Origin of the sequence: Streptomyces sp. NBC_00083, assembly GCF_026343295.1 — a bacterium.
GTDB lineage: Bacteria > Actinomycetota > Actinomycetes > Streptomycetales > Streptomycetaceae > Streptomyces.
In genome coordinates this window covers 1,105,598-1,118,952 of sequence record NZ_JAPELY010000002.1, presented here as the reverse complement: position 1 = coordinate 1,118,952, position 13,355 = coordinate 1,105,598, and the positions used below count along the sequence as shown (strand labels likewise).

11 protein-coding genes and 1 pseudogene are annotated in these 13,355 nt (G+C 71.8%); 4 read left to right on the top strand and 8 right to left on the bottom strand.

Features of this window, described 5'->3' with window-relative positions; genetic code table 11:
• Positions 1-26: 26 nt before the first annotated feature.
• The 4 genes from OOJ98_RS21445 to OOJ98_RS21430 form a co-directional block, all read right to left on the bottom strand.
• On the bottom strand, positions 27-203 hold the full coding sequence (locus OOJ98_RS21445; RefSeq protein WP_267056553.1) for a hypothetical protein: 177 nt from the start codon (positions 201-203) through the stop codon (positions 27-29).
• Positions 204-451: 248 nt separating this feature from the next.
• Positions 452-1,090, bottom strand: coding sequence for a hypothetical protein (locus OOJ98_RS21440; protein WP_267056552.1), 639 nt, complete (start codon positions 1,088-1,090; stop codon positions 452-454).
• A 46-nt stretch (positions 1,091-1,136) separates the two neighbouring features.
• Entirely contained in the window at positions 1,137-1,688 is a 552-nt protein-coding gene (locus OOJ98_RS21435) for a GNAT family N-acetyltransferase (protein WP_267056551.1), read from the bottom strand.
• A 135-nt stretch (positions 1,689-1,823) separates the two neighbouring features.
• On the bottom strand, positions 1,824-3,944 hold the full coding sequence (locus tag OOJ98_RS21430; protein WP_267056550.1) for a phosphocholine-specific phospholipase C: 2,121 nt from the start codon (positions 3,942-3,944) through the stop codon (positions 1,824-1,826).
• Between the two features lie 211 nt (positions 3,945-4,155).
• Here OOJ98_RS21430 and coaD point away from each other — a divergent pair, with 211 nt between their 5' ends.
• The gene (gene coaD / locus OOJ98_RS21425) at positions 4,156-4,635 is read left to right on the top strand and encodes a pantetheine-phosphate adenylyltransferase (RefSeq protein ID WP_267056549.1); all 480 of its coding nucleotides are present in this window, start codon (positions 4,156-4,158) and stop codon (positions 4,633-4,635) included.
• A 72-nt stretch (positions 4,636-4,707) separates the two neighbouring features.
• A pseudogene (locus OOJ98_RS21420) lies at positions 4,708-5,286 on the top strand (SMI1/KNR4 family protein); the annotation flags it as partial.
• Between the two features lie 429 nt (positions 5,287-5,715).
• Here OOJ98_RS21420 and gatB read toward each other — a convergent pair.
• From gatB to gatC, 4 genes are read right to left on the bottom strand one after another with little or no spacing between them, the layout of a single operon-like run.
• On the bottom strand, positions 5,716-7,224 hold the full coding sequence (gatB, locus tag OOJ98_RS21415; protein WP_267056548.1) for an Asp-tRNA(Asn)/Glu-tRNA(Gln) amidotransferase subunit GatB: 1,509 nt from the start codon (positions 7,222-7,224) through the stop codon (positions 5,716-5,718).
• A 17-nt stretch (positions 7,225-7,241) separates the two neighbouring features.
• A complete protein-coding gene (locus tag OOJ98_RS21410; protein ID WP_267056547.1) occupies positions 7,242-7,481 on the bottom strand; it encodes a hypothetical protein in 240 nt (79 codons plus the stop codon).
• Positions 7,478-8,971 (bottom strand): Asp-tRNA(Asn)/Glu-tRNA(Gln) amidotransferase subunit GatA, encoded by a 1,494-nt coding sequence (gene gatA / locus OOJ98_RS21405; RefSeq protein WP_267056546.1) that lies wholly within the window; start codon positions 8,969-8,971, stop codon positions 7,478-7,480. The genes OOJ98_RS21410 and gatA overlap by 4 nt, the downstream gene beginning before the upstream one ends.
• 5 nt (positions 8,972-8,976) lie before the next feature.
• Positions 8,977-9,273 (bottom strand): Asp-tRNA(Asn)/Glu-tRNA(Gln) amidotransferase subunit GatC, encoded by a 297-nt coding sequence (gene gatC, locus OOJ98_RS21400; RefSeq protein WP_003966094.1) that lies wholly within the window; start codon positions 9,271-9,273, stop codon positions 8,977-8,979.
• 248 nt (positions 9,274-9,521) lie between these two features.
• Here gatC and OOJ98_RS21395 point away from each other — a divergent pair, with 248 nt between their 5' ends.
• Positions 9,522-10,919 carry a hypothetical protein gene (locus tag OOJ98_RS21395; protein ID WP_267056545.1) on the top strand — a complete coding sequence of 466 codons (1,398 nt, stop codon included), beginning with the start codon at positions 9,522-9,524 and terminating at the stop codon, positions 10,917-10,919.
• A gap of 36 nt (positions 10,920-10,955) precedes the next feature.
• Positions 10,956-12,908, top strand: coding sequence for a phosphocholine-specific phospholipase C (locus tag OOJ98_RS21390; protein WP_267056544.1), 1,953 nt, complete (start codon positions 10,956-10,958; stop codon positions 12,906-12,908).
• Positions 12,909-13,355 lie beyond the last annotated feature (447 nt).

Sequence of the window (13,355 nt, the reverse complement as noted above, 5' to 3'; positions counted from 1 at the left end):
GTCGTCATCGCGGGCGGCGGGGTCGCTCAGGCGGCCCGTGCGAACCGGTTCCGCACTGAACTCACCTGCCCCTCCGTGCCGTTGCCCCCACTGTGCCGGGCGGCGCGGCGGGCGTCCCGGCGGACCTGGCGGGCCAGGCGCTCCTGGTCGGCGCGGCGCAGCAGGTCGGCCTGGCGGGTCTTGTAGATCTCGTAGTCGTACATCTCGTGGCTCCTGGGGTGTGACCGAGGTGGTTGGGGTGGTCGCTCGGGCCCGGTGTTCCGGTCCCTTGCGATGCCTCAACTCTCGTCTCCCAGGGGCCACTCCCGCATGGGGCGAGTGCCGCATCTGTACGGGGGTCGCGCCTTAGACGGTCCGGATGGCGGACCGGGGGTGCCTAAGGCGGGGCGGGGGCGCCTTAGGCACCCCCGCCGGATACGCCGCCGTGGCCTCGGCCCTCGGCGCCGTCGCCTCAGCCCTTGGCGCTGGGCAGCGCCGCGAACAGGTCGAGGTACATGCCCGCGGAGATCAGCAGGCCGACGACGCCGAGGACGACTCCGGCCAGCGCGACGGCCTTGACCCACACCGGCTGCTCGGCGCGGCCCGGCGTCCCGAACGCGGGGCGGGCGAGCACGGCGGCGCCGACGATCAGGGCGAGCAGCGCGAAGACGCCGTTGACCAGGGCGGTGGTGTGCCAGGAGTTGCCGTAGATCTCCTGGATCTGCTGGGCCGCGGTGCCGGACTGGGAGGTCTTGATCTGCCCGACGAGGGTGGCGCGCTCGGAGAGGGTCTTGCCCATCCAGGTGCCGCTGAGCGACACCGCGCCGAGCGCGGCGGCGACGACGGCGGCCGCGCCCGCGCCGAAGCCGGGGCGGGTGGCGGCCGGGGCGTCGAGTTCGCCGTCGAGGGCGTCCTCGTCGTCGTGGAGGTGCTCCGGGCCGCCGGCGTCCGGGGCGTCGGTGTCCGGGGCGTCGGTGGCGGCGGGGGCCGTTTCGGCGGTCGCTCCCCCGGTGCTGGACGCGGCCTCGGTGGTGGACGCGCCCTCGGTCTCGGCGTCCGTCGTGGGCTCGGTTGCGGCGTCGGTCTTCGTCGTGGCGGGGGTGGCGTTCATGCCGGGCACGCTAGGGGCCGTTTCTGAGAGCCCGCTGAGAGCTTCCTTAACGCCCCGCCCGCCACTCGGGGGCGAGTACCGCCCAGACCTCGCTGTCGTGGCGCACTCCGCGGTAGAGGTAGCTCTCGCGGAGCACGCCGTCCCTGGTCATGCCGAGCCGTCTGGCCACGCCGATGCTCGCGGTGTTCTCGGCGGAGGCCAGCCATTCGACGCGGTGGATGCCGCGGACCTCGACGGCCCAGTCGATGAGCAGGGTGGCCGCGCGGGTGATCAGGCCCCGCCCGACCGCCGCGGGCTCCAGCCAGCAGCCGATCTCGCAGACGCCCTGCGCCGCGTCGAAGGTGCGGAACAGGACCCCGCCGACGAGGACGCCGTCGAGCCGGATGCCGTACAGGCGCCCGGTGTCCGATGCCGCCTTGTCCGCGTACATCTGGAGGTAGGCGCGGGCCGACGCCAGGTCGGCCGCGACGTCGGGCAGCGGGATGTAGGTGCCGATGAAGTCGCGCCCGCGGTCCATGTGGGCGAGGAACTCCTCGGCCTGCCACGGTTCGAGGGAACCCAGCTCGGCCCCGTCGTTCCCCAGCGATCGTGCGAACATCCCGCTCCTCCACCTGCGTGCGCCTGCATGGTCACGGCCCGCGCCGGCGGCCCCTGCTCGGGTCGCCGGCTGCTGAGCAACCCTCGCACGGTCGCACACCGCCGGGGCGGGAGGACTCCCCGGGGCCCCCTCGGGTCACCCCGAGACGCTGGGGCGGCCGTTCTCGATGTGGCCCATGAGGCGCCTGCGGAAGGGGGTGGGGCCGTCCGCGGTCACTTCGAGGTCGTACCAGCCGTGCGCGTCGGCGGCGGAGTGCACCACGGTGCGGCTGCGGCCGGGCTTGACCGTGACGGTCCGCCTCCAGTCCCGCAGGTCGGCCTCGTCCGCGTAGCCGAGCGGCCGCACGGTGAAGGTGACCGGCGCCCGGCCGCGGTTGCGGAGCGTCAGATGGATGTCACGGTCGTGATGATCGAGGTACGAGGTCACCTCGGCGGCGTCCGTGGCAGTGGCGCCCTCGAACTCGCGCCGGAACCCGTTGGGCCCGGTCACCGTGAACCGGTAGCCCCCGCCGGCCGTGGGCACGCTCCACTGCGCCGTGCCCCGGACGTCCTTGTGCTGGGGCGCGGCGAACTCCTTGGCGTACGGGTAGAGCGCGAAGTGGGCGCTGGCCCGGCCGTTGTTGCTGAGCTGCACCTGGAGCGCGCCCTGGGTGATCCGCGCGTAGGCGTCCGGCTGGTAGGGCAGCGGCCGGGCGGGCCGGGTGCCCTCCTCCTGGACGGGCATGTGCTGCTCGGCGGGCGGCACGGGCTTCCACCGGCCGCTCAGCGGCGGGATGGGCCCCGGGTGGCCGACGGCGGGCTGCCGCCTGCCGCGGGTGAAGTCGAAGGCGGAGGTCAGATCGCCGGTGACGGTACGCCGCCAGGCACTGATGTTGGGCTCCCGCACCCCGGTCCAGCGCTCCAGGAACCGGATGACCGACGTGTGGTCGAACACCTCGGAGCAGACGTAACCGCCCACGCTCCAGGGCGACACGACGAGCATCGGCACACGGGCGCCGAGCCCGGTCGGCTTGCCCTGCCACTGCTCGTCGGCGACCTCGGGCGGGGCGACGGGCGGCGGGACGTGGTCGAAGAAGCCGTCGTTCTCGTCGTAGTTGATGAGGACGACGGTGTGCCGCCAGACGTCGGGGTGCTTGCCGAGCGCGTCGAGCACCTTGTAGACGATGGTGGCGCTGTGCACGGGCGAGGAGACGCTCGGGTGCTCGGAGTCGAGCGCGGAGGGCACCAGGTAGGAGACTTCGGGCAGGGTGCCGTTCGCGACGTCCTCGCCGAACGCGTCGGCGAGCGTTCCGGTCGGGACCCGCCTCAACCCCCGCTCGAACAGGCTGCGTTCGGCCTTGGTGAGGGTGGCGACGCCCTGGTCGAGCAGGCCGAGCAGCCGCTGCCGCTCGGCGTCGCCGGGAGCGTCGCGCACGGCCCCGTAGAAGGACTCCATGAACGTGTGCCCGCCGGTCTTCGCAAGGGCCTTGCGGGCGATCGCCTTGAACGTGGTGAAGAACTCGATCTGGTTGTCGGTGAAGTTCTCCCACTCGGTGTACGTCTTCCAGCTGCGCCCGGCCTTTTCGAGCCGCTCGGCGTAGGTCCCCCAGTCGTACCCGGGATGTGTCCCCTCGTCATAGGCGTCGTTGCCGACGGCCCGCTGCCCGTTCGGCTCGAAGCCGGTCTTCCCGCTCCACAAGTGGTTGCGGTTGGGGCTGGTGGAGCTGTGGATGGAGGAGTGGTAGGCGTCGCAGACGGTGAAGGTGTCGGCGAGTTCGTAGTGCAGGGGGATGTCCTGGCGGTCGTAGTACGCCATCGTCGCCGAGGTCTTCGCGGAGACCCAGTTGTCCATCCAGCCGGCGTTCCAGGCCTTGGCGCCGCCGCTCCAGGAGTGGTCGAGGGCGCCTATGTACTGGAGGTCCTTGTGCTGGGCGGCGGCCGCGCCGCGCACGGGGAACGGCAGGACGGTGCTGCCGAGCGGGCCGGGCTGCTCGAACACGGGCTTGCCCGTGGGGAGTTGGAGGGCGTTGCGGTCGCCGTAGCCGCGGACGCCGCGCAGGGTGCCGAAGTAGTGGTCGAAGGACCGGTTCTCCTGCATGAGGATCACGACGTGCTTGACCGTGCTCATCCCGCCGGGGGGCGGCCCGGCGGCCATCGCCGTCTGCAGCGAGGGCGGCAGCAGCGAGCCGGCGGTGGCGACGCCGAGGGCGCCTCCGCCGAGGGCGAGCAGGCGTCGCCGTGAGAAGCCGGTGGCTGCGCCTGCGTTGTCCGTGGTCAAGGGGTCCTCCCGGGCGGTATGGGGCGTACGGGGGGAACGCTAGTGACCCAGGGTGTCCCCCAGAAGGCCCCGCCCGGACCCGCGGATGAACGTCCAAGCGCTCCCCCCGAAAGTCCAACCCCGGCCGACGCAGTGGTGCGCGCCCCTGAGCACGGAGGACGCTTCCCCGGCCCTGCACACCGGGAGCAGCCGCTTGTTACTCTCTCCGATCATGCGAGCCCTCTTCCCAGGATCGTTCGACCCGGTCACTCAAGGGCACCAGGATGTACTCCGGCGCGCTGCCCGCCTGTTCGACGAGGTCGTCGTGTGCGTGATGTTCAACGTGAACAAGACCGGCCGTTTCCCCGTCCCGGAACGGCTGGACCGGCTCCGCGCGGCGGCAGCTGATCTGAGCAACGTCACTATCGACTCCCACACCGGCGGCCTGCTGGTCGACTACTGCCGCCGCGCCGGAATCGATGTCGTCATCCGCGGAGTCCGCGGCATTCGCGACCTGGACTACGAACTGCCGATGGCCCGCATGAACCACGAACTGGCCGGAGTCGAAACGCTCTTCATCGCTGCGGACCCCGATCTGGCGCACATCTCCTCCACTCTCGTCACCGAGATGGGCCGGGAGGAGCGCGTCTCGGGCTCTGGCTCTGGCTCTGGCTCTGGCTCTGGCTCTGAGCGAGCCTCTTCCAGCAGGTGACGGTGGTAAGGGGGGTACGCGGGTACGTACAGAGTTGATCGTTCGGCGGGACGCCCTTGGGTGTGCACCGACATGTCAGTGGGCTCTGGCAGCATCACGGCCGTGACCGACATTGATGACCTCATACAACGCGTAGCCACCCGGGCCGCATCGGACAGCGGGGATCTTCCCGAACCTGTCGACAAAGCCCAGGTCGCGGAGGCCGAGAGGCAACTGGGCATAGCGCTGCATCCCCTACTCGCGCGCCTGTACGGCGAGGTTGCCGACGGTGGCTTCGGCCCTGACTACCGATTGCTGCCGCTGCTCGGTCCGGGCTCCAGCGTCGTGGGTGAATACCTGACGCGACGTGAGGCGGCGATGGGAGTGGAGCACCCGGAGTGGCCCGAAGGCGTCGTACCGATCCTGACCTGGGGCTGTGCCATGTATGCGGGCGTTGACTGTCTCAGTGAGGACGGTCAGGTCCTGCTCTTCGAGCCGAACCCGTACAGCGGCGGATCGTGGGAGCAGTGCTGGTTCCTCGACTCCCCGAGCCTCGCAGCGTGGCTGGAGACATGGCTCGCGGGGACGGGCTGGTTCGAGGAGGACGCCTCCGACGGAGACGACGTGGTCGAGCCTCGGCCATGGGAGCAGGCCGCGGATCGGCTGTCGTCTGGCGATCGGCGGGCGCATGGCGCCGCTCCCGAGAGGTCCCCGACGACGCGCGCCGTCTGCCTTCCGTGCGCCGCGCAGTTCCCCGCGCCCCTGGCGGAGTTTGCCCCTGGCAGGGTGCCCAATCCAGGCCACCCCAGCCCGCCCGGCGTTTGAGGACGAGCGCCGTTCAGGCGCGAACGGGGGCTGGGGCAGCGCCCCAGGCAACCCCGCCTACGTCTGCGGGCCGTGCCCGCGTCTCGCGCAGTTCCCCGCGCCCCCAGCGGTATCGGCCTGGGCGGCATGCCCAGTGCGGGGCACCCCAGCCTGTCCGGCGATTGAGGACGAACGGCCTCAAGGCGCGAACGGGGGCTGGGGCGGAGCCCCGGGGAAGGCGAGAGGGCGGCTCCGCCGGCAAGTCCCGGCGGGGCCGCCCTCTCGGGGGCGGAGGGGTCAGCCCTCGACGCCCAGCTTCTCCAGGATGAGCTGCTTCACGCGCGCCGCGTCGGCCTGACCGCGCGTGGTCTTCATGACCGCACCGACCAGCGCACCCACCGCCGCGACCTTCCCGCCCCGGATCTTGTCCGCGACCGCCGCGTTGGACGCGATGGCCTCGTCCACGGCCGCGCCGAGCGCACCCTCGTCGGAGACGACCTTCAGGCCGCGCTTCTCGACGACCGCGTCGGGGTCGCCCTCGCCCGCGAGGACACCCTCGATGACCTGACGGGCGAGCTTGTCGTTGAGGTCGCCCGCGGCGACGAGCGCCACGACCCGGGCGACCTGCTCCGGCGTGACGGGCAGCTCGTCCAGGGCGACGCCCTGCTCGTTGGCGTTACGGGCCAGCTCGCCCATCCACCACTTGCGCGCACCTGCCGCGTCCGCCCCGGCGGAGATCGTCGCGACGATCGGGTCGACGGCGCCGGCGTTGAGCATCGACTGCATGTCGTGCTCGGTGACGCCCCAGTCCTCGCGGAGCCGGTTGCGCCGCACCCGCGGCATCTCGGGAAGCGCGGAGCGCAGTTCCTCGACCCACGCGCGCGCGGGAGCCACCGGCACCAGGTCCGGCTCGGGGAAGTAGCGGTAGTCCTCGGCGTTGTCCTTGATGCGCCCGGCGGTGGTGGAGCCGTCCTCCTCGTGGAAGTGACGGGTCTCCTGCACGATGGTGCCGCCCGAGGACAGCACCGCCGCGTGCCGCTGGATCTCGAAGCGGGCGGCCCGCTCCACGGAGCGCAGCGAGTTGACGTTCTTGGTCTCCGACCGCGTGCCGAACTTCTCGACGCCGTGCGGGCGCAGCGACAGGTTCACGTCGCAGCGCATCTGGCCCTTGTCCATCCGGGCCTCGGAGACGTCGAGCGCCTTGATGACCTCGCGCAGCTCGGCCACGTACGCCTTGGCGACCTCGGGGGCCCGCTCGCCCGCGCCCTCGATCGGCTTGGTGACGATCTCGATGAGCGGGATGCCGGCGCGGTTGTAGTCGAGGAGCGAGTGCGAGGCGCCGTGGATGCGGCCCGTCGCGCCACCGACGTGCAGCGACTTGCCGGTGTCCTCCTCCATGTGGGCGCGCTCGATCTCCACGCGGAAGATCTCGCCGTCCTCCAGCTGGACGTCCAGATAGCCGTTGAAGGCGATCGGCTCGTCGTACTGCGAGGTCTGGAAGTTCTTCGGCATGTCCGGATAGAAGTAGTTCTTCCGGGCGAAGCGGCACCACTCGGCGATCTCGCAGTTCAGCGCGAGGCCGATCTTGACGGCCGACTCGACGCCGATCGCGTTGACGACCGGGAGCGAGCCGGGCAGGCCGAGGCAGGTGGGGCAGGTCTGCGAGTTGGGCTCCGCGCCCAGCTCGGTCGAACAGCCGCAGAACATCTTGGTCTTGGTGCCGAGTTCGACATGGACCTCAAGGCCCATGACGGGGTCGTACGTCGCGAGGGCGTCCTCGTACGAGACCAGATCAGTGACGGTCACGGTGAAAAACTTCCCTCTCAGCCCAACAGGACGTCGTCGTCACCGATGCGCTTGAGCTCGCGCAGCAGGATGGCGACGCCGGTGGCGATGGCGGCGGCGGAGACGATGGCGTCCAGGAGCTTCAGCGTGTCGTTCTCGGTGCGGGCCTTCTTGGCCTGCTTCGCGACGCTGATGGCACCGAAGGCGGTGGTGCCGATGGACAGGTACGTACCGGCCTTGGACTTCTTGAAGCCCTTGGCCTTGGTCAGTGCGCTCACAGCGACGGAGCCTCCTCAAGCAGCGGGTGTCCCCACTTTTCCACGAAGGCGGCCTCGACGGCGGCACCCACCTTGTACAGGCGGTCGTCCTTCATGGCGGGGGCGATGATCTGCAGCCCGACCGGCAGTCCGTCCTCCGGCGCGAGGCCGCAGGGCAGCGACATGGCGGCGTTGCCCGCCATGTTGGTCGGGATGGTGCACAGGTCCGCGAGGTACATCGCCATCGGGTCGTCGGCGCGCTCGCCGATCGGGAAGGCGGTGGTGGGCGTGGTCGGCGAGACGATCACGTCGACCTGCTCGAAGGCCTTCTCGAAGTCGCGCGTGATGAGGGTGCGGACCTTCTGGGCCGAGCCGTAGTACGCGTCGTAGTAGCCGGAGCTCAGCGCGTACGTACCGAGGATGATGCGGCGCTTGACCTCGTCGCCGAAGCCGGCCTCGCGGGTCAGCGCGGTGACGTCCTCGGCGGACCTGGTGCCGTCGTCACCGACGCGCAGGCCGTAGCGCATGGCGTCGAAGCGGGCCAGGTTGGAGGAGCACTCCGACGGCGCGATCAGGTAGTACGCGGAGAGCGCCAGGTCGAAGGAGGGGCAGTCCAGTTCGACGATCTCGGCGCCGAGCGACTTCAGCAGCTCGACCGACTCGTTGAAGCGCTGGACGACGCCGGCCTGGTAGCCCTCGCCCGCGAACTGCTTGACGACGCCGACGCGCATCCCGGCCACCGAGCCGTTGCGGGCGGCCTCGACGACCGGCGGGACCGGCGCGTCGATGGACGTCGAGTCGAGCGGGTCGTGCCCGGCGATGACCTCGTGGAGCAGCGCCGCGTCCAGGACCGTGCGGGCGCAGGGGCCGCCCTGGTCGAGGGAGGACGAGAAGGCGACCATGCCGTAGCGGGAGACCGCGCCGTAGGTCGGCTTGACGCCGACGGTGCCGGTGACGGAGGCGGGCTGGCGGATGGAGCCGCCGGTGTCCGTGCCGATGGCGAGCGGCGCCTCGTAGGAGGCGAGGGCGGCGGACGAGCCGCCGCCGGAGCCGCCCGGGATGCGGGTCAGGTCCCACGGGTTGCCGGTCGGGCCGTACGCGCTGTTCTCGGTGGAGGACCCCATGGCGAACTCGTCCATGTTGGTCTTGCCGAGGATGACGACGTCGGCGTCCTTGAGGCGCTTGGTGAGCGTCGCGTCGTACGGCGGGATCCAGCCTTCGAGGATCTTCGAGCCGACGGTGGTCGGGATGCCCTCGGTGGTGAAGATGTCCTTCAGCGCCAGGGGCACTCCGGCCAGCGGGCCGAGCTTCTCGCCGGCCGCACGCTTGGCGTCGACGGCGCGGGCCTGCGCGAGCGCGCCCTCGCGGTCGACGTGCAGGAAGGCGTGGACCTTCTCGTCGACGGCCTCGATGCGCGCCAGGTGGGCCTCGGTGACCTCGACGGCGGTGAGTTCGCCGGACGCGATCCTCGCGGCGATCTCGGCCGCGGTGAGCTTGATGATGTCCGTCATGGTGATTAGTCCTCCCCCAGGATCTGCGGCACCTTGAAACGCTGCTGCTCCTGGGCCGGGGCGCCGGAGAGCGCCTGCGCGGGGGTGAGCGACGGACGGACCTCGTCCGCGCGCATGACGTTGGTCAGCGGCAGCGGGTGGGAGGTCGGGGGGACGTCTTGGTCGGCGACCTCGGAGACGCGGGCGACCGCGCCGATGATGTCGTCGAGCTGTCCGGCGAAGTGGTCGAGCTCTTCGCCCTTCAGCTCCAGACGCGCCAGCCGGGCGAGGTGGGCGACCTCCTCGCGCGTAATGCCAGGCATGCAGCGATCCTCAGGGGTGAGTGAGTGTGGTGTGGGGCCAATCCTATGGGGCGCACCACCCTCACCACGAAACGGATATCCCGCTCACCCTCGGTCACCGCCCCCGTGCCCCCTCCCGGCGCGCCCGTGGATCTCCCACATCTGGTCATCCTCCGTTCACATCGCGTGTGCGGACGCCTGGCTGACTTGGCGAAGTTGTCCAGCCAACTCGCCCCACCACGGCGCTCATCGAGAGGACCAGCCCCTCCGTGTCCCCCCTCAGTACGGTCCGGCTCGTCGCGCCGGGCAGCCCCCGCGAGGGCGACAGGCTCGCCTTCCACTGGACCACCGACGCCCCCGATCCCAAGAACTGGCTCGGGATCTACGACGGTGACCGCAGGCCCGGCACCGGCTCCTCGCTGGTCTGGGCGTACGTGACGACCGCCGCGGGCGACCTCACGCTCGACACCTCCGGTCTCGGCGAAGGCGTCTACACGGCCTACCTCCTGGCCAAGGACGGCTACGGCGTCCTCGCGCAGACCCCGCCGATCACGATCACCGCGCGCCCGCCCGTGGTGGCGCCGCACGCGGTCGTCGACTCCTTCACCACCGGGGAGTGCGCGGCCGGATCCCCGATGTCGGTCCCGCTGGCCCCGCTGTGGGTGCGGCCCCCGGGCAACCCGGCCGGGTCCCCGTCCTTCCGGCGGCTGTCCGGTGACGCGTGGCTGGCGGTCGGCGCCGACGGCACGGTGACCGGGACGGCGCCGGCACGGCCGGGCCCGCACCCCGGGCGGATCGTGGTGGCGGTCAAGGACAGCGCGGGAGCGAGCGACGCCGTCACCGTGCAGGTGCCGGTGCGCGCCGCCGGGTCCCGGCCGCGCCTGACGGTGGCCTCCCTCAACCTCTGGGACGCCGCGACCCACATCGACGGCGCGCCGGAGAAGCTGGCGCGCCTCGTGCTCACACAGGGCCTCGACGCACTGGCCCTCCAGGAGACCGGCGGCACCTCGGCGAAGCCGCTCGCCGACGCCCTGGGCTGGCACGCCTACGACACCCCGGCCGGGGCCGGCATCGTCAGCCGCTTCCCGCTCGTGGACCCGGCGGCCCCCGTCGCGGCCCTGCCCGCGGCGGCGGCCACGCTCCTGCTCCCGGGCGGGCGGAGGCTGCGGCTGTGGTCGGCCCAGCTGGACGAGGCCGCGTACGGACCCTACGCGCTGCGGGACGGGCACAGCGCCGCCGAGGTGGAGGCCGCCGAGCGCGCGAGCCTCAGGTACCGCCAGGCGACGGCGCTGCTCGCCGCGGTGAAGGGGGACCTGGCGGCGCGGAGCACTCCGGTGGTGCTCGCGGCCGGCCTCGCCTCGCCCTCCCACCTGGACCGGGCGACCAAGGTGCGCTGGCCGGTGACGGTGGCGCTCGCATCGGCCGGACTGCACGACGCGTTCCGCGAGGCGCACCCGAACCCGGCCCGCGAGCCCGGCACGACCTGGTCGCCGGTGCGCCCCGACGAGCCGCGGGACCGGATCGACCAGATCCAGTACGCGGGCCCGCTGCGCGTCGAGTCCGCGTACGCGCTCTGCACGGGCTGGCCGAAGCCGATGCCGGACACCGCGGCCAACGGCTGGCCCTCCGACCACGCGGCGCCCGCTGTCACCTTCACTCTCCGCTGAGCCCGCCCCCTCCCGACGTCAAGGACTTCCTCTCTCATGACTCCGCTGAGCCGTCGCGCCTTCGTGGGCGCGTCCGCCGCGACCGCGGCCGCCGCCGCCGTCGGCCTGCCCGACACCGCCACCGCCGCCGCGGCCTCCCACCCGAAGGGCAGCATCAAGGACGTCAAGCACGTCGTCGTCCTGATGCAGGAGAACCGCAGCTTCGACCACTACTTCGGCGCCCTGTCCGGGGTCCGGGGCTTCGACGACCGCCAGGCGCTGACCTTCCCCGACGGCGGCTCCGTCTTCCGCCAGCCGGACGCGGGCCGCTCGGACGGCTTCACGCTGCCGTTCCGCATGGACACCACGAAGTACAACGCGCAGAACGCGGGCGGCCTCCCCCACGACTGGGGCACCGGCCACACCGCGATCAACGGCGGCGCGATGAACAAGTGGGTGGCCGCCAAGGGCGAGCGCACCATGGGCTACTTCACGCGCGAGGACATTCCCTACCAGTACGCCCTCGCCGACGCATTCACCCTCTGCGACGGCTACTTCTGCTCGCAGGCCGGCCCCACCGACCCCAACCGGCTCTACCTCTGGTCGGGCACCTGCGGCCCCGGCAGGGACGGCACGACCGGACCCTGGACCGACAACACCCCGGTCACCGACAACCCGGTCGCGGACTGGACGACGTACGCCGAGCGCCTGGAGGCGGCGAAGGTCAGCTGGCGGGTCTACCACAACCCGTCGAAGGACGACCGGTACGGCGACTACGACGACAACGCGCTGTCGTACTTCAAGCAGTTCCACGCCTTCCCGAAGGACGATCCGCGGTACGTCAACGCGATGACGAAGTTCGACCCGGCGGCCTTCGACAAGGACTGCAAGGACGGCACGCTGCCGACGGTGTCGTGGCTGGTGGCGCCGTACCTGTTCAGCGAGCACCCCTCGGCGGGACCCGACTACGGCGCGCACTGGGTCGATCAGGCGCTGCGGTCGCTGTTCTCCAACCCCGAGGTGTGGAAGCACACGGTCTTCCTCGTGATGTACGACGAGAACGACGGCTACTTCGACCACGTCCTGCCGCCGTTCCCCGAGCCGGGCACCCCGGACGAGTTCGCGGCGGGCCGCCCGATAGGCCTCGGCAACCGCGTCCCCCTCTGGGCGATCTCGCCCTGGTCGCGCGGGGGTTACGTCAACTCCCAGGTCTTCGACCACACATCGGTCCTGCGCTTCCTCGAACTGGTGACGGGGGTGCGCGAGCCGAACATCTCCGCGTGGCGGCGGGCGGTGTGCGGGGACCTGACGACGTGCTTCGACTTCACGAGGCCGGACTACTCGCTCCCCCGGCTCCCCGACACGGTGGCCCTGATGGCGAAGGCGGACGCGGGCAACGCGCTGCCGGCGGTCCGGCTCCCCGCGAACGGCGCCCAGTCGATGCCCACGCAGGAGCCGGGCACCCGCCCGCACCGCCCCCTGCCCTACCGCCCCTGGGCGGACGTCGCGGTGAACCGCACGACGGGCCGGGTGACCTGCACGCTGGCCAACCACGGTGCGGCTGCCTTCCACTTCACGGTGCTGCCCAACACCCTGAAGCCGTTCACGGGTACGCCCTTCACGGTGGCTCCGGGAGCCTCGAAGACGTACGTCTGGGAGACGGCGGAGACGGACGGGCGCTACGACTTCACGGTCCACGGCGCGGACGGCTTCGTGCGGCGCTTCTCGGGCACGGTGCTCCGCGCCGCCGAGGAGACGGCGTCCCCCGTCCCCTCGGCGACGGCCACCCTCCACGGCCGCACCGTGGAGTTCAGCCTCCGCAACGAGGGGGCGACGGAGGTCTCCTTCACCCTCTCCGACGAGCGGACGACGCGGGTGGTGTGGGTGCGGGCGGGGGGCCGGACTTCGCTGAACTGGCCGGTCAGGGAGGGCGGTTACGACGTCACGGTGTCGGCGGCGGGCGGGACGCGGTTCGTACGGCGGTATGCCGGGACGGTGCACGGGGCGTAGCCGCGACCCCGGTTACGCGAACACCCGGGGCCACACCCCAAGCAGCCCCGGCCGCGCCCCAGGGTGGCCCGCCTCGGCATCCTCCCCCTTGGCAGGGTGCCCGGCCGCGGCATCTTCAGCCGGTCATGGGGGTCCCCTCTGGCCCTTAAGGCCTTGGGGGAGTTTGAGGACGAGCGCGCTTCAGCCCGTCCGGCGTTTGAGGACGAGCGCGCCCTTTCAGCCCGTCCGGCGTTTGAGGACGAGCGCCCTTCAGGCGCGAACGGGGTCTGGGGCGGAGCCCCAGGGGTCTGAACCCCAGCCCGTTTCCTAGCCCCCGGAGGGTTTCGGGAAGGGGCGGGGTGGGGCATCCCGGGGCCTGGGGCGGAGCCCCAGCAACCCCGGCCTTCGTCTGCGGACCGTGCCCGCGTCTCGCGCAGTTCCCCGCGCCCCTAGTAGGGCACCCGGCAC

Excerpts from the sequence above, each read along its gene's own strand:
- OOJ98_RS21445 (WP_267056553.1), bottom strand. The coding sequence starts at position 203 with ATGTACGACTACGAGATCTACAAGACCCGCCAGGCCGACCTGCTGCGC.
- OOJ98_RS21440 (WP_267056552.1), bottom strand. The coding sequence starts at position 1,090 with ATGAACGCCACCCCCGCCACGACGAAGACCGACGCCGCAACCGAGCCC.
- OOJ98_RS21435 (WP_267056551.1), bottom strand. The coding sequence starts at position 1,688 with ATGTTCGCACGATCGCTGGGGAACGACGGGGCCGAGCTGGGTTCCCTC.
- coaD (WP_267056549.1), top strand. The coding sequence starts at position 4,156 with ATGCGAGCCCTCTTCCCAGGATCGTTCGACCCGGTCACTCAAGGGCAC.
- gatA (WP_267056546.1), bottom strand. The coding sequence starts at position 8,971 with ATGACGGACATCATCAAGCTCACCGCGGCCGAGATCGCCGCGAGGATC.
- gatC (WP_003966094.1), bottom strand. The coding sequence starts at position 9,273 with ATGCCTGGCATTACGCGCGAGGAGGTCGCCCACCTCGCCCGGCTGGCG.
- OOJ98_RS21390 (WP_267056544.1), top strand. The coding sequence starts at position 10,956 with ATGACTCCGCTGAGCCGTCGCGCCTTCGTGGGCGCGTCCGCCGCGACC.